This is a genomic window from Geomonas diazotrophica, assembly GCF_018919385.1.
Lineage (GTDB): Bacteria > Desulfobacterota > Desulfuromonadia > Geobacterales > Geobacteraceae > Geomonas > Geomonas diazotrophica.
Window position 1 is genome coordinate 18,440 of sequence record NZ_JAHLMF010000017.1, and the last position, 17,965, is coordinate 36,404.

A 17,965-nucleotide genomic window follows, 5' to 3' on the forward strand; every position below is an offset into this window, starting at 1 on the left:
ATAGTTTCGAACGTTGACCGTTTTTGTATCGGCTTGATTCGCAGCAACTTTAACCGAAATCGGGGAAACGATGGAAACGCCGAAAATACTGATAGCAGACGACGACAAGAAAACTCGGGACTTCGTGGCTGCCTTCCTGAGCTACAAGGGGTACCAGGTCTACCAAGCCTTCGACGGGCAGGACGCCCTTCAGAAGATCGAGATGCACGACGTGCAGATGGTCATCACCGATATCATGATGCCACGGGTGAACGGTCTGGAGTTCATCCGGCAGCTTAAATCGCTCCGCCCGGAAATAGTCACCATAGCCTACAGCGCCTTCGCCAACAACGAGATGACGGCAAATCTCCTCAAGGCGGGGGCGTTCTTTTATCTGGAAAAGCCTTTCAACCTCGAGGAGTTGGAAACCCACGTCAAGCGCGGTCTCGAGCACCAGGCGCTGCAGAGCAAGAGCTTCCGGTCCAAGCCTTGCATAAAGAACAGGGCGCTTTTGAACAACATCATCGGAGAAAGCGAGAAGATGCTCTCGCTTTTCGAGATGATCGAGAAGGTGGCCACCTCCGACTCCACCGTGCTGATCCAGGGGGAGTCGGGGACCGGCAAGGAACTGGTGGCGCGTGCCATCCACGACCTCTCCAACCGCTCCGACAAGAACTTCGTGGCGCTCAACTGTGCGGCGATCCCTGACGAGCTCCTGGAGAGCGAGCTGTTCGGCCACGTCAAAGGCTCCTTCACCGGCGCCGTCGCCTCCCGCGTCGGCCGCTTCGAGCTGGCGGACAAGGGGACCCTGTTCCTGGACGAGATCGGGGACATGAAGGCGAACCTGCAGGTGAAACTGCTGCGCGTGCTGCAGAGCAGGGAGCTGGAGCCGGTCGGCTCGACCCGTTCCAAGAAGGTCGACGTCAGGATCATCGCGGCCACCAACCAGAACCTGGACCAGATGGTGGCTTCCAAGGAGTTCCGCGAGGACCTGTACTACCGGCTCTCCGTGATCCCGATCATGCTCCCCCCCCTGCGCGAGCGCGGCGCGGACATCCCGCTGCTTTTGAACAGCTTCCTGGAGAAGTTCAACCGGAGCAAGCAGCGCAAGGTTCAGGGTTTTGACAAGCAGGTGATGGAGATCCTCGGGAGCTACGACTGGCCCGGCAACGTGCGCGAGCTGGAGAACCTGGTGGAGCGCCTGGTGATCATCAAAGGGAACGGCGTGATCAACATTCACGACCTTCCCGAAAAGTACCGCGGCGGCCGCAGCACCCCGGTGGTGCACGGCGAGCACCTGATCAACCTTCCCGATGACGGCTTCTGCCTGAACAGCGCCGTCGAGGAGTTCGAGAACCGGCTGATCATGCAGGCCCTGGAGAAGAGCGGCGGCAACAAGAAAGAGGCCGCCGAGCTCTTGAACCTGAAGCGGACCACGCTCATCGAGAAGTTGAAGAAGAAGAAACTGGTTTACGGGGAGACTACGCTTTCCCCGTGAGAGGGGAGTTTATGTCGATCAATCCGATAACCACGGCGCCGGCGGGCGTCGAAGGGGGCAAGAAGGCGGCCCCCGCCGCCGGTCCACCGGCAGTACCCTTCCAGGAAATGCTGGACAAAAGTGGCACCTCCGCAGTGACGCCGCAGGCCGCGGCCGAGGCGCTGCGGCTCAAGATGCTCAGTTCCGCCCTCGCCATAGGCGGGGACGCTGCCGCGTCGCCCCCCTCCGCCGGTAACGCCAACGTCCAGGGGCTTTTGAACCGGTTCCTGGAGCAGCTCCCCTCCGGAGGCAGCGCCGTTGCCGGGAGCCGCGAGGCTGCGGCCGACCAGGGGCCCGAAGGGGCCTTCCAGGCACAGCAGGCGCATTTTCAGGCCGGCGAGCTCCCCTCCGTCGCGGGACTTTCCGCCGACGGTGGCACCGATGCCATCATCCAGCGGGCCAGCCAGCGCTACGGCGTTGACAGCGGCCTGATCCGGGCCGTGATCAAGGCCGAGAGCAATTTCGACCCCCGTGCGGTGAGTTCCGCGGGGGCCCAGGGGCTGATGCAGCTGATGCCGGCCACCGCGCGCGGGCTCGGTGTCACCGACTCCTTCGACCCCGAGCAGAACATCATGGCCGGCACCAGGTTTTTGAAGGACATGCTGCGGCGCTACAACGGCAACGTCGACGAGGCCCTGGCCGCCTACAACTGGGGTCCCGGCAACGTCGACCGTCACGGGACCGAGACCTTGCCCCGCGAAACCAGGAGCTACCTGGCCAAGGTCAAAGGGTACTACGCCCAGTACCTGGCGTAGAGGCAGGTTGAGGTCGAGGTTAAGGTTGAGCAACAACCAAAGCAAAAGCCTCCGCACCAAAAGGTGCGGAGGCTTTTTATATTGTGGTTCTGCCCGGGTGCCCGTCCACTGCGCCCACCAGGTCCGCTTCTTTCCACCGGGCCCACCAGGAGGGCCCTCCCTCGGCCGTTGCACTTGCCGAGCGCTCCCTCGGCCGCCCAATGGACTGCGCCCTTCCGGCGCCTTACCCTGCTACTCCCTCACGTAGATGTTCTGGTCCGAGCTGTGCACCATGGTCATGACCCGCATGTACTCGTCCTCGATCATGTCGTAGTGCCCCTGGGTCTCCCTGATTACCGTCTCGAACACGCGGCGCACCATCGGGTCCACCACGTCCTTCACCAGTATGGTGTAGAAGTCGATACAGGCCTTCTCCTCCTTCAGCGCGATCTCCAGCGCCTTCTGCTCGTGGCTCTCGGCCGCGATCGCCTGCTCCAGCGCGAGATGGGTGGCCGACTGCCTGTCCGGCGGAGAGGCGATGTAGCTGTCGATGTCCCCGAGGTCGCCGCCGCGGTAGTGGTCGAAGAAGGCGCGCAGGTGCCCGGCCTCCTCGTTGGCCAGCAGGTCGAACACCTTCTTCGATCTCTCATCCTTGCTCACGGACCCCGCCCGATGGTAGAAGTCCATGCTCTCCTTCTCGGTCTTGATGGCCAGCTTCAACGCTTCCTGCAGTGTGTATTCCTTGAACATGGCTGCACCTCCGTAACGGTTCAATGGGAATTGCCTGGCAAGAGTATATCGAAGCCGACGAGGAGGTCAAATGACTGAAATCGCAATGAAAACAGTCTAATGCGCTTGGCGGGGTCCCGGGAGGGGGTCGAGTTTGAAGAGCCGGATGGCGTTCTCGGAGGTGCGGCGGGCGAGCTCGTCGAAGGGGATGCCCCTGATGTCGGCGACGCGTCGCGCCGTCGTGACGAGCCGTGCCGGAACGTTGACGGTCCCCCGGTGCGGCTCCGGCGCCAGGTCGGGCGCGTCGGTCTCCAGCAGCAGCCGCTCCAGCGGCACCGCCGCGGCGACCTCGACCGGGCGGCGGGCGTTGGCGTAGGTGACCGTCCCGGAGAGGGATATGTGCAGTCCGAGCTTCAGGCAGCCCCGGGCCGTCTCGACACTGCCTGAAAAGGAGTGCATCACGCCGCCGATGCAACTGCCGACTCCCAGCTCGCGGAGGATGGCGGTCAGGTCCTCGAACGCCCTGCGGCAATGGAGCAGTACCGGCAGTTCCGCCTCGATCGCGACTTGCAGCTGCGCTACCAGAGCCTGCCGCTGCAGCTGCCGGGAAGGGGAGGGGAGCAGGTAGTCGAGCCCGATCTCGCCAATGGCGCGAGCCGAATCGGCGTATCGTCTCAGCGTCGTCAGGATGGCGGGGGTGACGAGGTCGGCGTGCATGGGGTGGATGCCGTAGGCGGGGAGGATGCGGGGGTGGTTTGCCGAGAGGGTCCGGATTCCCGGCCACCCTGAGGGGTGCACGCCGGGTACCAGGAAGGAGGCGACGCCGGCCGCCTCGGCCTCCGGGATGAGCGTGCCCAGGCGGGGCAAGAGCTGCGGGTCATCCAGGTGACAGTGGCTGTCAAAAAGCATGGGCTAGTTGTTTACGCCCGGGTGGTCCTTGAGTTCCTTGATGATCTCCACCTGGCGCTGGAAGATGTACTGGGAAATGCTCAGTTCCGCCGCGCGCGACGGCTCGATCTCGAAGACCAGCCGGAAGGAGTCTCCGAGGCCGATTACTTTCAATAGTGACGCCGCGACCGTGATGGATCCGGAGGGGAGGGCTATGCAGAGCTCACCCTTCTGGCTGATCGGCAGGTCCGGGTTGCGCGCCACGTTGATGGACATCCCGGTGAGCGACATGTCGTGCAGGCGGCCGTGCACCGCGTCCAGTTCCGGGGCGGCGAAGGAGGCATCGATGGCGGACCCGAGCTGGACCCGCACGGACATGCGACGATCGGCACGCACCAGGGCGTAGCCGAGGTTCGACAGCACCACCCGCGATTTCTCGACGTTTACGTAGGTCACCGCCGCCGCGACGTCCCTGCGAAAGTGGCTGCTCTTCAAGACCGTCAGCTTTTCGTGGGCGATGACAACGGCCTGTATCTGGTTCACCTGCAGTTCAGCGTCGTGGTCCTCAACGGTGAGCACCTCGGCGCCGTAGCTGACCGGAACCTCGCGGTAGAAATTGAGCAGCCTCAGGTCGTTTTTCAGCCGCCCGTCTTGTATCGCAGTCAGCGTCGCGATGATCTCGGTCTGGTCCTGTGCTTCGCCGGCCACTTGAAGCCGCTGATAGATGTCGTTCATGGACGGTCCACCGGAAAAAAATTATTGCCCTTTAGGGGGTTGCTGTGCAATTATGACACGTTATCGTGGTCCGGCGAAGATACCCTCTTCGCCTTTCTTTTGTCCAGAGAATTTTAACGGGAGTTCCAGTTGATGCGGTACAACGAGCTAGAAATAGGGAAGCGGCGCACCTTCGCCATCATCAGCCACCCGGACGCCGGTAAGACGACCATAACCGAGAAGCTGCTGCTCTTTGGCGGTGCCATCCAGCAGGCGGGCGAGGTCAGGGCCAGGAAGTCGGCACGCCATGCCACCAGCGACTGGATGGAGATGGAGAAACAGCGCGGCATCTCCGTCACCTCCTCCGTCATGAAGTTCACCTACCGTGACTTCGAGATCAACCTGCTGGATACCCCCGGTCATAATGACTTTTCGGAAGATACCTACAGAACCTTAACTGCAGTTGACTCGGTCCTGATGGTCATCGATTCGGTGAAGGGTGTCGAGAGCCAGACCAAGAAGCTCCTGGAGGTCTGCCGGCTGCGCCACACGCCGATCATGACCTTCATCAACAAGCTGGACCGCGAGGGACGCGAGCCGCTGGACCTCTTGGACGACATCGAGAGCACCCTCAATATCCAGTGCGCCCCCATGACCTGGCCGATCGGGATGGGGAAACGCTTCCGCGGCACCTACCATCTCTACACCAAGGAAATCACCTTCTACGATCCCGAGGCGGATCGCGGCGTGGGAGAGGTGATCACCGTCAAAGGTCTGGACGATCCCCTGCTGGACGAGCTCCTGGGGAGCCAGGTGGAGGAGCTGCGCAACGACGTGGAACTGCTGGAAGGGGCTGCCCACCCGTTCGACGCCGAGGCCTACCTCGCCGGGAAGCAGACGCCGGTCTTCTTCGGTTCCGCCATCAACACCTTCGGCGTGCAGCAGCTGCTGGACTCCTTCGTGGAGAACGCGCCCGCGCCGCTGCCGCGCGACACCACCAGCCGTACCGTGTCCCCCTACGAGGAGTCCTTCACCGGCTTCACCTTCAAGATCCAGGCGAACATGGACCCGGCGCACCGCGACCGCATCGCCTTTTTCCGGATCTGCTCGGGCAAGTTCGTGCGCGGCATGAAGGTGAAGCACCTGAGGCTTGGGCGCGAGGTGCAGATCGCCAACGCCACCATCTTCATGGCCCAGGACCGCACCAACGTGGACGAGGCCTATGCCGGGGACATCATCGGCATCCATAACCACGGCACCATCAAGATCGGCGACACCTTCACCCAGGGCGAGGACCTGAAGTATACCGGCATCCCCAACTTCGCGCCGGAACATTTCCGGAAGGTGCGCATCCTCAACCCGCTCAAGTCGAAATCGCTGGAGAAGGGTCTGGTGCAACTCGCCGAGGAGGGGACCACCCAGGTGTTTCGCCCGCTGATGGGGGCGGACTGGATCGTCGGGGCGGTCGGCATGCTGCAGTTCGACGTGGTCATGCACCGCCTGGAGCACGAGTACGGCGTCAAGGCCGTCTACGAGCCCGTTTCCTACGTCACGGCCCGCTGGGTCACCGGCGACCGGAAGAGGCTGGACGAGTTCCAGAAGAAGGAGGCGATGAGCCTCTACCTGGACGGCGAAGGGAACCTGGCCTACCTTGCCGGGAGCCAGTGGCGCCTGGAAAACACCATGGAGAACTGGAAGGACCTCTCCTTCCACGCCACCCGCGAGCACAGCTAAGGCAGGCCGTCGAGTCGCGCCCACCGGTCTCACCGGTCCGGTCAGCGTAACGAGTCCGATCAGCCCGATTTGAGAGAAAACCCCGCCATGAACAGTGCACCCGAATCGACCGTAGCCGTCCCGGCAAACAAGAGCACCGCGGGCGCCCTGCTGGTCCTCGCCGCCGCCACCCTTTGGGGCTCCTCCGGCACAGCCCAGGCCCTTGCTCCCGGCGGTGTCAGCCCCTGGAGCGTCGGTGCCTTTCGACTCCTGGTGGGTGGGGCGGCCCTCATGGTGCTTGCCTTACTGAAAGGCGGCCTTGGCAAAGGACGCTGGCCCTTCTGGGGCACCCTGGCGGCCGGCGGTTTCGTAGCCATCTATCAGTTGACCTTCTTCACCGCGGTGCACAGGACCGGCGTTGCCGTCGGCACCCTGGTCGCCATCGGCAGCTCTCCCGTCATCGCCGGGATTCTTGGATTCATAGTCCGCGGTGAGCGCCCGGGACGTGCCTGGGGGCTCGCCACCGTGCTCGCCCTCGCCGGCTGCAGCCTGTTGGTGACCGGTGGCGGTGACATCGCCATCGACGTCTTGGGCATACTGTTGGCCCTTGGCGCAGGCACCTCCTATGCCTGTTACACCATGGCTATCAAGGTGCTCCTGCCGGGACGGAGCTCCGAAGCGGTCATGGCGGTCGTCTTTTGTCTGGGTGCTTTCCTGCTCCTGCCGGTGCTTTTCGTGACCGATGTCACCTGGGTGGCCACGGTGCGGGGAGGCATGGTGGTCCTGTACCTCGGCGTCGTGATTACCGCGCTGTCGTACTGGCTCTTCGCCATGGGGCTGCGCAGCGTTCCGGTCGCCTCGGCGGTCACCCTTTCGCTCGCCGAGCCGCTGGTCGCCGCCCTGTTGGGGATCCTGTTCCTGGGCGAGCGCCTGACCCCGACCGCTCTCGCCGGCATCCCCCTCCTCTTCGCCGGTCTCGCAGTCCTCGCCTACTCCATGTCCGGAAAACGGGCAGTATAAATAAGTAAAGGGGCGCCGTCACCGGCGCCCCTTCGTTTGTTGATCCCGTCTCTGGCGATGTCATGATCCAGCAGGGCCTGTAGGGGCGAATAATCATTCGCCCGTCCTTTCCCCGTTTCGTCCGTCCGGCTCCCTTACTATTCGCTGAACCCCAGGAAATCCAGAAGCCTCTCCCACGAAGCGTTCACCACCTGCCCCTCGGCGATCCCCGCCTCGGCGGCAAGCTGCAGCGCCTGGTCGAACACCCCCACCCCCTGGCAGATGTGCGCGTCGCTCCCGATCATGACCCGTGCCCCGATCCTGGCGCACAGTCGAGCGATCTCGGCGCAGTTCTCGCCGCTCCCCTTGCGGCTCACCGCGGCCAGCGAGGAGTTGTTCAACTCAAGCGCGGTATCGGTCGCCAAGGCCCCCATGACCACCTCCTCGTAGTGGAGCGGGAAGATGGGGTTTCCGGGATGCGAGATGCATTTGACCAGCGGGTTTTCCATTACGGCGAGCAGCGTCTTCGTGTTGCGGTCGCGGTCCTGGCCGCAGATGCCGCAGTCCTCGTGGAAGCCCGCCATGACGTAATCGAGGCTTTCCAGGACGTCCTGCTCCAGGTCGAGCCTTCCCGTGTGGTCGAGGATGTTGGCCTCGACGCCGCGGAAGATCCTGACCCCGGCGATGGTGGGGGGGACGAAGCGCATGGCGCAGAAGTGGTAGCGGTGGGGGCCGCCCGGGAGTCCGGGTCCGTGGTCGGTGATCCCGAGCCCACGCAGTCCGGCTTGGGCGGCGGCGTTGGCCAGTTCGTTGATGGTGGAGTAGGCGTGTCCCGAAGCGAGGGTATGAGTGTGCATGTCGGCAATGATTTTCATGGCTGGACTATTTCATAGCGGAAAGTAAATGTCAAGGCGCGCCCCGTCGACCCCTCCCTCTCGCCCTTGCCCTCCGGCGCGGCTCTTATCCCATCCCTCTCTCCCTCACCCCTGCCCCACTCCGGAGCGGTTTCCCATCCCCTCTCCCTCCGGGAGGGGGGGCTCAGGCCGGGTGAGGGATTTAGGCAGCCTCGCCCCATCCCGGAGTGGAGAGGGGCTGGACGGGATGTCGACGGGGGCGCATCGACGTCTTTTACGTGCCCTCTGTGGGTTGTCGCGAACCCTGTGGTCGTGCTTTCCCGTTTCGGCGAGACGGAACAAAAAAAAGGGCGCACCTTGCGGAGCGCCCTTTTCGCGTTTCTTGAAGAAACTGATTACTTCGCGACAGCCTTGATAGCGCTCATCGCAACTTCTTTGTACGGGTTAGCGAAGAGGATGATGAGGCAGACGACGAGGGCGTAGATAGCCAGGGACTCGATCATGGCCAGACCGATCATCATGGTGGTCAGGATCTTGCCGGAAGCGCCCGGGTTACGGGAAACGCCTTCAACTGCGCTTTTGACTGCGAGACCCTGGCCGATGCCGGTGCCGAGGGTGCCGAGAGCCATGCCGATGCCTGCTGCGAGTACACACATAGTAAAGAATTCCATTTGTTTCTCCTTTGCTGCGTATTTTTCCTAAATAATATAGGAATTAAAGCGAGGTTAAGGTTGAGGTTAAGGTTGAGCAGAGGCCGTTTCTTGACCTCGACCTCAACCTTGACCTGATTTTTTAGTGCGCGTGCTCCAGCGAGCCCTGGATGTAGATCATGGCCAGGAGCATGAACACGAAGGCCTGGATGAAGGAAACCAGCACGCCCATCAGCATCATCGGCAGCGGCACCATGAAGGGGGCCAGGCCGAAGAAGATGATCAGGACCAGTTCGTGGCCGTTCATGTTGCCGAAGAGACGCAGGGTCAGCGAGATCACGCGGCTCAGGTGGCCGATGACCTCGATGAAGAACATCATCGGGGCCAGCCAGGCGATGGGACCCAGGAAGTGCTTGATGTAGCCGGCGCCATGCTCCTTCACGCCCACGATGTGGGTGGTGATGAAGACGACGACCGCGCAGGCCGCGGTGGTGTTGATGTTCGCGGTCGGCGGGAAGAAGCCGGGGACCAGGCCGATCAGGTTGGACACCAGGATGAACAGCGCCAGGGTGGCTACCAGCGGGAAGAACGGACGGCCGTGCTCGCCCATGGTCTCCACCAGCATGTTCTCGATGCCGCCCACGATGACTTCCATGAAGTTCTGCGCGCCGGACGGTACGGCCTGCAGCCTCTTGGTGGCCACGATGGAAAACAGCACCAGGCCGATCATGATCAGCCAGGTATAGACGACGGCGTCAGCGCTGGCCTCGGAAAAGCCGAGGGGGTGCAGCAACTCACGGAAAAACTGAAGAAACAAAAAGGGATGAACCATTGCAGCTAGCCTCCTTTACGGGTGGACAGATATATCGAAAAAGCGATTATGTTGAGAACGAGGACCGAAAGCCCGATCACCAGGCCGAAGATGTCGGCCTTGAAGACTACGATCAACAGGTACAAAAACGCAGCCATGATGGCCAGCCGCAGGACGTAGCGCACGATGGCATAGCGCGAAGCGTTGCGCGGCTGCAGCCGAAGCGCCGCCTCCAGCCCGCTGCGGATCCAGAAGAAGTTGGCCAGCGCCAGCATCCCTCCGACGAAAAGCGACCCTCCGAACCTTGGGGAAACCAGCAAGGCCCCTGCGGCGCCCAGGATCCCGCTCAAAAGCAGGCTGCCGCGCACCAGCCAGGAGAAGATGTTACTCTCGTTGATCCTTGTCTCCGCCATCGCGCAGTTCTTTTCCCGCTAGTATGAAGATGTTGCGGAAACCTGCCGCAATGCCGAAGAAGAGAAAGATGAAGAAAAACCAGGGGTCGGTCCCCAACCACTGGTCCAGTTTCAACCCCACGAACACGCCGATGGCGATGGCCACTGCGAACGAGATCCCCATGGTGGAGATCATGCCCAGGGTCCTGAGCAGGTTCTTCTTTTCCTCATCCATAACTGTCTGTCCTCTTTCCCGTATACAAATCACGGGTAGAAAACCAAGGCTAAATAGCACGTACCCGGTACTAATGTCAATTAATTTCCAAGACACGCTTCAACTAAAATAACGATTTATCACGGCATCCCGTCCGGCCTGCGCGCTCTGCCATGGCCACTTCTGACATTGTAACAGTACGCCGGTGCCGCTGCCAACTCTCCACGACAGCGGTTTGGCAGGATGCCGCCGACACACTTTTCTGCCCGGCACTGCAGAAGTTCGTTGCGTCATCAGTCTGCGTTAAGTAGAATGTGCCAATTTTATTGATCCAGCTGGAAGACGTTCCTAACCGCGAATTGCAAAAGAGCTCAAGGAGGTAACCGATGTCGGCAAAGCTTGGCGAGATGTTGCTCAAGGTGGGGGCGCTTTCCAAGACTCAACTGGACCAGGTGCTGCAGGCCCAGGTGATCTACGGCGGAAGGCTCGGCACGAACCTGGTGGAAATGGGACTGGTCTCGGAGGATGAGCTGGCCCACGTGCTGAGCGAGCAGATGGGCGCACCCTGCGTGGAACCGGCCGAGCTGAGCTCCGTTCCGGACCAGGTGCTGCGTCTCGTTCCGATTGAGCTGATACGGCGCTACCGGGTAATCCCGATCGCCGTCGAGGGGAAGCGGCTCTCCCTCGCCATGGCGAATCCCCACGACTTCAAGGCACTGGAGGAGATCGGGTTCGTCACCGGAATGGTGATCAAGCCAAGGATCTGTCCGGAGCTCAGGCTGAACGTCGCCCTCGAGAGGTTCTACCGCATCACCCGCCCGACGCGTTTCATCAAGGTCGAGGGGGGGCTTAGGACCAGTTTCGAAGCCGGCTCGCGCCCACCCGCCCCGACGATGGCCCCCCTTGACAACCGCTGGGACACCGCGCCGGTCGGCGAGCCTGTCTTCTCCGACCAGTTGAGCGTCAGGGAGCTGGCCGAAATGATGGCCGCCGCTGCCAGCGAGAAGGAGGTGGTCCAGGCCCTGGTCTCCTACATCTCCGGCGAATTCGACCGCGGCGGTTTCCTGCGTCTGAAGTCCGGAAAGGCGACCGGCGTACAGGCCGTAGCCGACGGTCTCCCGGTGGAGAGCTTCGCCGGGTTCGAGGTGGAGGTCGGCAACATGGCCCACCTGCAGCGCATGACGGAAGAAAAGGGGGTGGTGCTGTGCGAGTTCGCCGTAGGTGACGCGGAGGGGGCCCTGGTGCGCGCCATGGGAGGCAAGCTCCCCGCTTCGGCACTGCTGCTCCCCGTGTCGCTCGGCGGTCACGTGGTCGGCGTCATCTGCGCCAGCGACGGCAAGGGACGGCTTGGCGGCGGCGCCTTCGAGTTGCAGCGGGTGGGCGTCATGGCGGAACTGAGCCTGGAAATGCTTTCCCTGCGCCGGAAGATAAAGAGCGCGTAGCCCCACCGTTCCCCCTGCAGGCACCCCTGCAACCCGTGCGGCCCTTCGTCGGGCGGGCCGGATACGCAACCGGATAAGGCGTCACCCCGCAGGGTGGCGCCTTTTTTTTGCGGCCGGCCGCGGGGCTCCCGGCTGTGGCCGGCGCCGTTGCCGCTCTCTTAGTGTCCCGTTTCTCCTTTTCCATCCCCCTCCGGAAGAATGCCCTCCCCGTTGCGACGCCGGCGCGACCCGATAAACTCTGAGAGTTTCCTAATTTTCATCCCGCAACGTCCGGATGCTGATCCTGGCTCCCCCGGCAGGAGCCGACGGACGAGGAGGTGTCACATGGCGGCACGACTCGGCGAGATGTTGTTGAAGCTAGGCGCGTTGAACGCGTCCCAGTTGGAACAGGTCCTGCGCGCCCAGGCGATCTACGGCGGCAGGCTCGGGACCAACCTGGTGGAGATGGGGCTGGTGGAAGAGGATCAGCTGGCGCGGGTCTTGAGCGAGCAGCTCGGCGTTCCGTGCGTGGACCACGACCTGCTCCGGGAGATCCCTCAAAGCCTGCTGGGGCTGCTGCCGCTGGAGTTGGTGACGCGCTACCGGGTGCTGCCGGTCTCGCTGGACGGCAAACGGCTGGTCATCGCCATGGCCGACCCCTCCGATTTCAAGGCGATCGACGAGATCGGGTTCATCACGGGGCTGGTGATCATCCCGCGTGTCTGCTCCGAGCTGCGCCTGAGCATCGCCCTGGAGCGCTGGTACGGCGTCAAGCGCCCGATGCGCTACATTCCCGTACTCGGAGGGGTTCGCTCCAGGTTTGCCCCCCCGGATCAGCAGCCTGCGGTGCTGGAAACCCCGTGGGGAGGCGGGGGGGAGGAGCCTTGTCCCCCGGAGCGGGTCTCCCTTCCCGAGTTGGCCGACCGGCTGGCGGCAGCACCGTATGAGCCGGAAGCGGTCCAGGCGCTGCTCGCCTATGTCGCCGGAGAGTTCGACCGGGGCGCCCTGGTCAGGCTGAAGCACGGGAAGCTGGTCGGCGTCCGTGCGGTGGCAGCGGGAGAGGAGGTGGCGGGGTTCAGCGGCCTCGCGTTCCCCATGGAGGAGGGGTCCCGATTGTCGCGGGTGGTCGAGGAGCGGCGCCTGTACCTGGGGGAAGTCGCCTCCGAAGCGGAGGGGAGGCTGCTGCGGGCCATGGGAGGGGAGCTCCCGGCGCCTGCGCTCCTGGTGCCGTTGACGCTCGGGGGGGAGGTCGCGGCTGTCGTCTGCGCGCAGGACAGGCATGGACGCCTGGGGGGAGGGGTATTCGAACTGCAGCGCGCCGCCGTGATGGCGGAACTGAGCCTGGAGATGATCGCCCTGCGCAAGAGGCTCATCTCCGGTTAAAGTGGAAGCCCCCTGAGCCGGATTTCCACGAACCATGAAAAAAGGCGCCCGCGATTGCCGCGGGCGCCTTTTTTTTTGTCTGCGCGAAGCTGTGTTCGGTCAGGCTACAGGGCCTTGAAGCACTTGGCCGCGGCGGCGATGGTCTTCTCCAGGTCCTTCTCGGTGTGGGCCGCCCCGACGAAGGCGGTCTCGAACTGCGAGCAGGCGAGGTAGACCCCCTCCTCGAGCATGCCGCGGAAGTAGGTGGCGAAAGCCTTGGTGTCGCACTTGGCGGCGCTGTCCCAGTTGTACACCGGCTCCTTGGAGAAGAAGCCGCAGAACATGGAGCCGACGCGGGTGGAGTAGAGGGGGAAGCCGGCGTCCTTGGCGGCCTTGGCGATCCCGTCGGCCACGAACTTGCTCTTCTCCTCCAGCTTCTCGTAGAAACCGGGCTCCTGCAGAAGCTTCAGGGTCTCGATCCCGGCGGTCATGGCCAGCGGGTTGCCGGAGAGGGTCCCCGCCTGGTAGACGCCGCCTGCCGGGGAGAGCTGCGACATGATTTCCTTCTTGCCGCCGAAGGCGCCCACCGGCAGGCCGCCGCCGATGATCTTGCCCAGGGTGGTGAGGTCCGGGGTGATCCCGAAGCGCTCCTGCGCCCCGCCGTAGGCGACCCTGAAGCCGGACATGACCTCGTCGAAGATCAGCACGATCCCTTCCTCGGTGCAGATTTCCCTCAGCCCCTCGAGGAAACCTTCCTGCGGCGGAACGGTGCCCATGTTGCCGGCCACCGGCTCGACGATGACGCAGGCGATGGTCCCCTTGTTGGCGGCCACGAGCGCGCGCACCGAGTCGAGGTCGTTGTAGGTGGCGGTCAGGGTGTGCTTGGCGACGTCAGCCGGGACCCCCGGGGAGTCGGGCACGCCGAAGGTGGCCAGGCCCGAGCCCGCCTTCACCAGCAGGGAATCGGAGTGGCCGTGGTAGCAGCCGGAGAACTTGAGGATGTTGTCGCGGCCGGTGTAGCCGCGGGAGAGCCTGATGGCGCTCATGGTCGCCTCGGTCCCGGAGCTCACCATGCGCACCATCTCGATGGAGGGAACCGCCTTGATCACCATCTCGGCGAGGGTGATCTCGAGCTCGGTCGGGGCGCCGAAGGAGGCGCCGCTCTCGACGGCCTTCTTGATCGCCTCGACCACCTTCGGGTGGCAGTGCCCAACGATCATCGGCCCCCAGGAACCCACGTAGTCGATGTAACCGTTGCCGTCCTCGTCGAAGATCATGGGGCCGGCAGCGCTCTTTATGAACAGCGGATCGGAGCCGACCGAGCGGAAGGCACGCACGGGGGAGTTGACCCCGCCGGGGATGGATTTGAGCGCCTGCTGAAAGAGTTGCGAGGAACGGCTGTTTTGCATGACTGGGTTCTCCTAACTGGCTGGAAATTATTAACTATCGGGGTCTCTGGTAGCATAGCCGCGGATAATCTGTCAAGGATTAAAAGATTTTCTCGTATACGGCCGGAGGGGGTGGAAGAGGCGCCGGCGGGGGAGAGGCCTAAGGGTGTAATACAATTTGAGAAAAAGTATACGTGGTTCTGTAAACGGTTGGGAGATAATTGGATAATTTCTGCTTGACAAAGATGGTGAAATGAAATAATTTTCGGTCGCAATGTTGTATACAGTATACTTTTTCGAAGGCGCAGCGCTTGCTAACGTCGGAAGCAGCGGGGCTTGATGGTCGAGAAGCGTGCAGTATACGGCATTTCCGCGTGCTTGAAAACAATTTTAACAACAACCTGGTAGTACGGGAGGATAAGGGATGCTTGGTGCATATCTGCCAATCTTGGTGCTGGTCGTCATAGCGTGCTTGTTCGGTCTGGGCTCGGTGGTCTTCTCATCGCTCATCGGCCAGAAGAAGCCGTCTCAGGTAAAGCTTGCACCGTACGAGTGCGGTTGCGAGCCGGTGGGTAGCGCACGCGAGCGCTTCTCGATCAAGTTCTACCTGATCGCGATGCTCTTCATCCTGTTCGATATCGAAGCCGTCTTCATGTACCCCTGGGCGGTTCTCTTCAAGCGTCTGGGCATGTTCGGCCTGGTCGAGATGGGTCTCTTCATCGTCATACTCTTCGTAGGTTACGTCTACGTTTGGAAAAAAGGAGCACTGGAATGGGAGTAAATCAGCCGCTGGGCGACAACATCATCACGACTTCCCTGGACAGCCTGGTTAACTGGGCTCGGAAGTCCTCCATCTGGCCGATGACCTTTGGTCTTGCCTGCTGCGCGATCGAGATGATGGCGACCGGTGCGGCCAAGCACGACCTGGACCGTTTCGGTATCATCTTCCGCGCCTCCCCGCGCCAGTCCGACTGCATCATCATCGCCGGCACGGTGACCAAGAAGATGCTTCCGGTCATCAAGACCGTGTACGAGCAGATGCCTGAACCGAAGTGGGTGGTCGCCATGGGCGCCTGCGCCTGCTCGGGCGGGATCTTCGACACCTACTCCGTCGTGCAGGGCATCGACGAGGCTCTCCCGGTCGACGTCTACATCCCGGGGTGCCCGCCGCGTCCTGAGGCCCTTCTCTACGGCCTCATGAAGCTCCAGGACAAGATCGCCAACGAGAAGAACTCCTTCGGTTCTTCCATAGGCTTGGGCGAAAGACTCGAACCCGCCGCTTAATCTACAACGACCAAAGGGAAAGGTAAGGCTGACATGGCAGAAAATAATCGCGCTGTAGTGAAGCTGAAGGAGCGTTTCGCGGATGCCCTGCTCGAATACAAGGAGCATCGCGGCGAGGTGACGGTGACCGTGAAGAAGGAGAGCATCCTCGAGGTGTTGAAGTGCCTCAGGGACGACCTGCGCTACAACTTCTTGTCCGACGTCACCGCCGTCGACTATCTGGGTCAGGAGCCGCGTTTCATGGTGGTCTACCACCTCCTCTCCATCCCCAACAAGGACCGGGTCAGGGTGAAGGCGCCGGTGACCGAGGCGGACTGCTCCATCGACTCCGCCACCGCCCTCTGGAACTCCGCCAACTGGCTGGAGCGCGAGGCGTACGACCTGTTCGGCATCGACTTCAAGAACCACCCGAACCTGGTGCGCATCTTGATGACCGACGACTGGGTCGGGCACCCGCTCCGGAAGGACTACCCGCTCCAGGGACCCGACCGCGAGCCGTACAAGGGGCGTCTGTCGTAAGACGGAACCAGTTCGAAACCAGGGACGATTTCCATTTCCAAAAAATAGAGGCGATCAATGGCTAGTGAAATAATGACTTTGAACATGGGGCCCCAGCACCCCAGTACCCACGGCGTTCTCAGGCTCGTAGTAGAGCTGGACGGCGAGGTGATTCAGAAGATCACCCCTCACATCGGTTACCTGCACCGGGGCATCGAGAAGCTCTCCGAGCACCGCACCTACCACCAGACCCTGCCCCTCACGGACCGCATGGACTACCTGGCCCCGATGCACAACAACCTGGGCTACGTGCTGGCCGTCGAGAAGCTCCTGGGACTCGACGTCCCCGAGCGCGCCAAGCTGGTGCGCGTGATCATGGCCGAGCTCACCCGTCTTAAGAGCCACCTGGTCTGGATCGCCTGCCACGCCCTCGACATCGGCGCCATGACCGTGTTCCTCTACGCCTTCCGCGAGCGCGAGCTGGTGATGGACCTCTACGAGATGGTCTCCGGCGCCAGGATGACCTCCAACTACTTCCGCGTGGGCGGCCTCTCCCGTGACCTCCCGGCCGGCTTCGAGCAGAAGGTCCAGGAGATCGTGGACACCTTCCCGGATCACTTCGACACCTACGAGGGTCTCCTCACGAAGAACACCATCTGGCTGCAGAGGACCATCGGCAACGGCGTCATCTCCGCCGAGGACGCCATCGACTTCGGCATCTCCGGCCCGGCCCTCAGGGGCTCCGGCGTCGACTTCGACCTCAGACGCGACCTCCCTTACTCCGGCTACGAGGACTTCGAGTTCAAGGTACCGGTCGGCGAGAACTGCGACACCTTCGACCGCTACAAGGTCCGTCTGGTCGAGATGCGCGAGTCGGTGAAGATCATTGACCAGGCCCTGAAGCGGCTCAAGCCCGGACCGATCCTGGCCGACGCGCCGCAGGTCTGCTACCCGCCGAAGGATAGCGTGTACAACTCCATCGAGGGTCTCATCCATCACTTCAAGATCGCTTCCGAGGGCTTCCCCGTCCCCGAGGGCGAGGTTTACATGGCAGTCGAGAACCCGAAAGGGGAGCTCGGCTACTACATCGTGTCGGACGGCGGCAACATGCCGTACCGCATGAGGGTCCGCCCGCCGTCATTCGTGAACCTGGGTGCCATCGAGAAGATGGCCAAGGGCTCCATGCTGGCCGACCTGGTTGCCGTCATCGGAACGCTAGACATCGTACTTGGCGAAATTGACCGTTAGTTTTAATCAACAAGTAAAGGAGATGGGGTAAATGTCTAACGCTCCAGCCGAAGAAATTCCGGCCGAAGAAATCGATCTGACCGAGGCCAACGAAGTCATCGACAAGTACCTGACACTGCCGGGCAACCTTATGCCGGTCCTGCAGGGTATCCAGGAAGCCTACGGGTACGTACCGAAACCGACCATCGATCTGGTGGCCGAGAGGCTGAACGTCTACCCGAGCCAGATTTACGGCGTCCTCACCTTCTACGCCCAGTTCCACCTGAAGCCGCGCGGCCGCTACATCATCAGGGTCTGCGTCGGTACCGCCTGCCACGTGCAGGGGGCGGAGCGCATCACCGAGACCTTCTTCGGGCGTCTCGGCATCGGGCACGCGGAGACCACGGAGGACCTGCGCTACACCTTCGAGAAGGTGGCCTGCCTGGGTGCCTGCGGCATGGCGCCGCTGGCCATGGTGAACGACGATACCTTCGGCAAGATGACCGTCCAGAAGGTGGACGAGATCATTGAAACCTACAACGCACGGCCGATGAAGTAGCCGGGAACAACG

General features: G+C 62.4%; 20 protein-coding genes. 11 read left to right on the plus strand and 9 right to left on the minus strand.

Features of this window, described 5'->3' with window-relative positions; translation table 11 throughout:
- The first annotated feature begins 70 nt into the window (after positions 1-70).
- Together KOM00_RS17330 and KOM00_RS17335 are read left to right on the plus strand one after the other, a co-directional pair.
- Complete coding sequence (locus KOM00_RS17330) at positions 71-1,477, plus strand: sigma-54-dependent transcriptional regulator (RefSeq protein ID WP_216500178.1); 1,407 nt, start codon at positions 71-73, stop codon at positions 1,475-1,477.
- An 11-nt stretch (positions 1,478-1,488) separates the two neighbouring features.
- Positions 1,489-2,271 (plus strand): lytic transglycosylase domain-containing protein, encoded by a 783-nt coding sequence (locus tag KOM00_RS17335; protein WP_216500179.1) that lies wholly within the window; start codon positions 1,489-1,491, stop codon positions 2,269-2,271.
- Between the two features lie 231 nt (positions 2,272-2,502).
- Here the strand turns inward: KOM00_RS17335 and KOM00_RS17340 are convergent, their stop codons facing one another.
- From KOM00_RS17340 to KOM00_RS17350, 3 genes are all read right to left on the minus strand, one after another.
- Complete coding sequence (locus KOM00_RS17340) at positions 2,503-3,000, minus strand: ferritin-like domain-containing protein (RefSeq protein ID WP_216500180.1); 498 nt, start codon at positions 2,998-3,000, stop codon at positions 2,503-2,505.
- 96 nt (positions 3,001-3,096) lie between these two features.
- The gene (locus KOM00_RS17345) at positions 3,097-3,888 is read right to left on the minus strand and encodes a TatD family hydrolase (protein ID WP_216500181.1); all 792 of its coding nucleotides are present in this window, start codon (positions 3,886-3,888) and stop codon (positions 3,097-3,099) included.
- A 3-nt stretch (positions 3,889-3,891) separates the two neighbouring features.
- A complete protein-coding gene (locus KOM00_RS17350; RefSeq protein WP_216500182.1) occupies positions 3,892-4,602 on the minus strand; it encodes a PilZ domain-containing protein in 711 nt (236 codons plus the stop codon).
- 132 nt (positions 4,603-4,734) lie between these two features.
- On the opposite strand from KOM00_RS17350, the gene KOM00_RS17355 reads away from it, so the two are divergent.
- Positions 4,735-6,315 carry a peptide chain release factor 3 gene (locus KOM00_RS17355; protein WP_407931695.1) on the plus strand — a complete coding sequence of 527 codons (1,581 nt, stop codon included), beginning with the start codon at positions 4,735-4,737 and terminating at the stop codon, positions 6,313-6,315.
- Positions 6,316-6,402: 87 nt separating this feature from the next.
- Positions 6,403-7,314: an EamA family transporter gene (locus KOM00_RS17360; RefSeq protein WP_216500184.1), complete on the plus strand. Its 912-nt coding sequence runs from the start codon at positions 6,403-6,405 to the stop codon at positions 7,312-7,314.
- 137 nt (positions 7,315-7,451) lie between these two features.
- Here KOM00_RS17360 and KOM00_RS17365 read toward each other — a convergent pair whose 3' ends face one another.
- From KOM00_RS17365 to KOM00_RS17385, 5 genes are all read right to left on the minus strand, one after another.
- On the minus strand, positions 7,452-8,168 hold the full coding sequence (locus tag KOM00_RS17365; RefSeq protein WP_216500185.1) for a phosphatase: 717 nt from the start codon (positions 8,166-8,168) through the stop codon (positions 7,452-7,454).
- A 374-nt stretch (positions 8,169-8,542) separates the two neighbouring features.
- Positions 8,543-8,818 (minus strand): ATP synthase F0 subunit C, encoded by a 276-nt coding sequence (gene atpE / locus KOM00_RS17370; RefSeq protein WP_199391134.1) that lies wholly within the window; start codon positions 8,816-8,818, stop codon positions 8,543-8,545.
- A 121-nt stretch (positions 8,819-8,939) separates the two neighbouring features.
- Positions 8,940-9,629, minus strand: coding sequence for a F0F1 ATP synthase subunit A (gene atpB / locus KOM00_RS17375; protein WP_216500186.1), 690 nt, complete (start codon positions 9,627-9,629; stop codon positions 8,940-8,942).
- 5 nt (positions 9,630-9,634) lie between these two features.
- Positions 9,635-10,021: an ATP synthase subunit I gene (locus tag KOM00_RS17380; protein ID WP_216500187.1), complete on the minus strand. Its 387-nt coding sequence runs from the start codon at positions 10,019-10,021 to the stop codon at positions 9,635-9,637.
- A complete protein-coding gene (locus KOM00_RS17385) occupies positions 9,993-10,235 on the minus strand; it encodes an AtpZ/AtpI family protein (RefSeq protein WP_216500188.1) in 243 nt (80 codons plus the stop codon). The genes KOM00_RS17380 and KOM00_RS17385 overlap by 29 nt, the downstream gene beginning before the upstream one ends.
- Before the next feature lie 365 nt (positions 10,236-10,600).
- On the opposite strand from KOM00_RS17385, the gene KOM00_RS17390 reads away from it, so the two are divergent.
- A complete protein-coding gene (locus KOM00_RS17390; protein WP_216500189.1) occupies positions 10,601-11,656 on the plus strand; it encodes a GspE/PulE/PilB domain-containing protein in 1,056 nt (351 codons plus the stop codon).
- A 324-nt stretch (positions 11,657-11,980) separates the two neighbouring features.
- On the plus strand, positions 11,981-13,018 hold the full coding sequence (locus KOM00_RS17395) for a GspE/PulE/PilB domain-containing protein (protein WP_216500190.1): 1,038 nt from the start codon (positions 11,981-11,983) through the stop codon (positions 13,016-13,018).
- A gap of 104 nt (positions 13,019-13,122) precedes the next feature.
- On the opposite strand, the gene hemL is transcribed toward KOM00_RS17395, so the two are convergent.
- A complete protein-coding gene (hemL, locus tag KOM00_RS17400) occupies positions 13,123-14,406 on the minus strand; it encodes a glutamate-1-semialdehyde 2,1-aminomutase (RefSeq protein WP_216500191.1) in 1,284 nt (427 codons plus the stop codon).
- 403 nt (positions 14,407-14,809) lie between these two features.
- On the opposite strand from hemL, the gene KOM00_RS17405 reads away from it, so the two are divergent.
- Genes KOM00_RS17405 through nuoE form a run of 5 tightly spaced genes read left to right on the plus strand, consistent with a single transcriptional unit; the run spans position 14,810 to position 17,953 of the window.
- Complete coding sequence (locus tag KOM00_RS17405) at positions 14,810-15,166, plus strand: NADH-quinone oxidoreductase subunit A (RefSeq protein ID WP_216500192.1); 357 nt, start codon at positions 14,810-14,812, stop codon at positions 15,164-15,166.
- Positions 15,157-15,669, plus strand: coding sequence for an NADH-quinone oxidoreductase subunit B (locus KOM00_RS17410; protein WP_216500193.1), 513 nt, complete (start codon positions 15,157-15,159; stop codon positions 15,667-15,669). The genes KOM00_RS17405 and KOM00_RS17410 overlap by 10 nt, the downstream gene beginning before the upstream one ends.
- 33 nt (positions 15,670-15,702) lie before the next feature.
- A complete protein-coding gene (locus KOM00_RS17415; RefSeq protein WP_216500194.1) occupies positions 15,703-16,188 on the plus strand; it encodes an NADH-quinone oxidoreductase subunit C in 486 nt (161 codons plus the stop codon).
- Between the two features lie 57 nt (positions 16,189-16,245).
- Positions 16,246-17,415, plus strand: coding sequence for an NADH dehydrogenase (quinone) subunit D (gene nuoD / locus KOM00_RS17420; protein ID WP_216500195.1), 1,170 nt, complete (start codon positions 16,246-16,248; stop codon positions 17,413-17,415).
- A gap of 31 nt (positions 17,416-17,446) precedes the next feature.
- On the plus strand, positions 17,447-17,953 hold the full coding sequence (nuoE, locus tag KOM00_RS17425; protein ID WP_216500196.1) for an NADH-quinone oxidoreductase subunit NuoE: 507 nt from the start codon (positions 17,447-17,449) through the stop codon (positions 17,951-17,953).
- Positions 17,954-17,965 lie beyond the last annotated feature (12 nt).

Excerpts from the sequence above, each read along its gene's own strand:
- KOM00_RS17330 (WP_216500178.1), top strand. The coding sequence starts at position 71 with ATGGAAACGCCGAAAATACTGATAGCAGACGACGACAAGAAAACTCGG.
- KOM00_RS17335 (WP_216500179.1), top strand. The coding sequence starts at position 1,489 with ATGTCGATCAATCCGATAACCACGGCGCCGGCGGGCGTCGAAGGGGGC.
- KOM00_RS17340 (WP_216500180.1), bottom strand. The coding sequence starts at position 3,000 with ATGTTCAAGGAATACACACTGCAGGAAGCGTTGAAGCTGGCCATCAAG.
- KOM00_RS17345 (WP_216500181.1), bottom strand. The coding sequence starts at position 3,888 with ATGCTTTTTGACAGCCACTGTCACCTGGATGACCCGCAGCTCTTGCCC.
- KOM00_RS17350 (WP_216500182.1), bottom strand. The coding sequence starts at position 4,602 with ATGAACGACATCTATCAGCGGCTTCAAGTGGCCGGCGAAGCACAGGAC.
- KOM00_RS17355 (WP_407931695.1), top strand. The coding sequence starts at position 4,735 with ATGCGGTACAACGAGCTAGAAATAGGGAAGCGGCGCACCTTCGCCATC.
- KOM00_RS17360 (WP_216500184.1), top strand. The coding sequence starts at position 6,403 with ATGAACAGTGCACCCGAATCGACCGTAGCCGTCCCGGCAAACAAGAGC.
- KOM00_RS17365 (WP_216500185.1), bottom strand. The coding sequence starts at position 8,168 with ATGAAAATCATTGCCGACATGCACACTCATACCCTCGCTTCGGGACAC.
- atpE (WP_199391134.1), bottom strand. The coding sequence starts at position 8,818 with ATGGAATTCTTTACTATGTGTGTACTCGCAGCAGGCATCGGCATGGCT.
- atpB (WP_216500186.1), bottom strand. The coding sequence starts at position 9,629 with ATGGTTCATCCCTTTTTGTTTCTTCAGTTTTTCCGTGAGTTGCTGCAC.
- KOM00_RS17380 (WP_216500187.1), bottom strand. The coding sequence starts at position 10,021 with ATGGCGGAGACAAGGATCAACGAGAGTAACATCTTCTCCTGGCTGGTG.
- KOM00_RS17385 (WP_216500188.1), bottom strand. The coding sequence starts at position 10,235 with ATGGATGAGGAAAAGAAGAACCTGCTCAGGACCCTGGGCATGATCTCC.
- KOM00_RS17390 (WP_216500189.1), top strand. The coding sequence starts at position 10,601 with ATGTCGGCAAAGCTTGGCGAGATGTTGCTCAAGGTGGGGGCGCTTTCC.
- KOM00_RS17395 (WP_216500190.1), top strand. The coding sequence starts at position 11,981 with ATGGCGGCACGACTCGGCGAGATGTTGTTGAAGCTAGGCGCGTTGAAC.
- hemL (WP_216500191.1), bottom strand. The coding sequence starts at position 14,406 with ATGCAAAACAGCCGTTCCTCGCAACTCTTTCAGCAGGCGCTCAAATCC.
- KOM00_RS17405 (WP_216500192.1), top strand. The coding sequence starts at position 14,810 with ATGCTTGGTGCATATCTGCCAATCTTGGTGCTGGTCGTCATAGCGTGC.
- KOM00_RS17410 (WP_216500193.1), top strand. The coding sequence starts at position 15,157 with ATGGGAGTAAATCAGCCGCTGGGCGACAACATCATCACGACTTCCCTG.
- KOM00_RS17415 (WP_216500194.1), top strand. The coding sequence starts at position 15,703 with ATGGCAGAAAATAATCGCGCTGTAGTGAAGCTGAAGGAGCGTTTCGCG.
- nuoD (WP_216500195.1), top strand. The coding sequence starts at position 16,246 with ATGGCTAGTGAAATAATGACTTTGAACATGGGGCCCCAGCACCCCAGT.
- nuoE (WP_216500196.1), top strand. The coding sequence starts at position 17,447 with ATGTCTAACGCTCCAGCCGAAGAAATTCCGGCCGAAGAAATCGATCTG.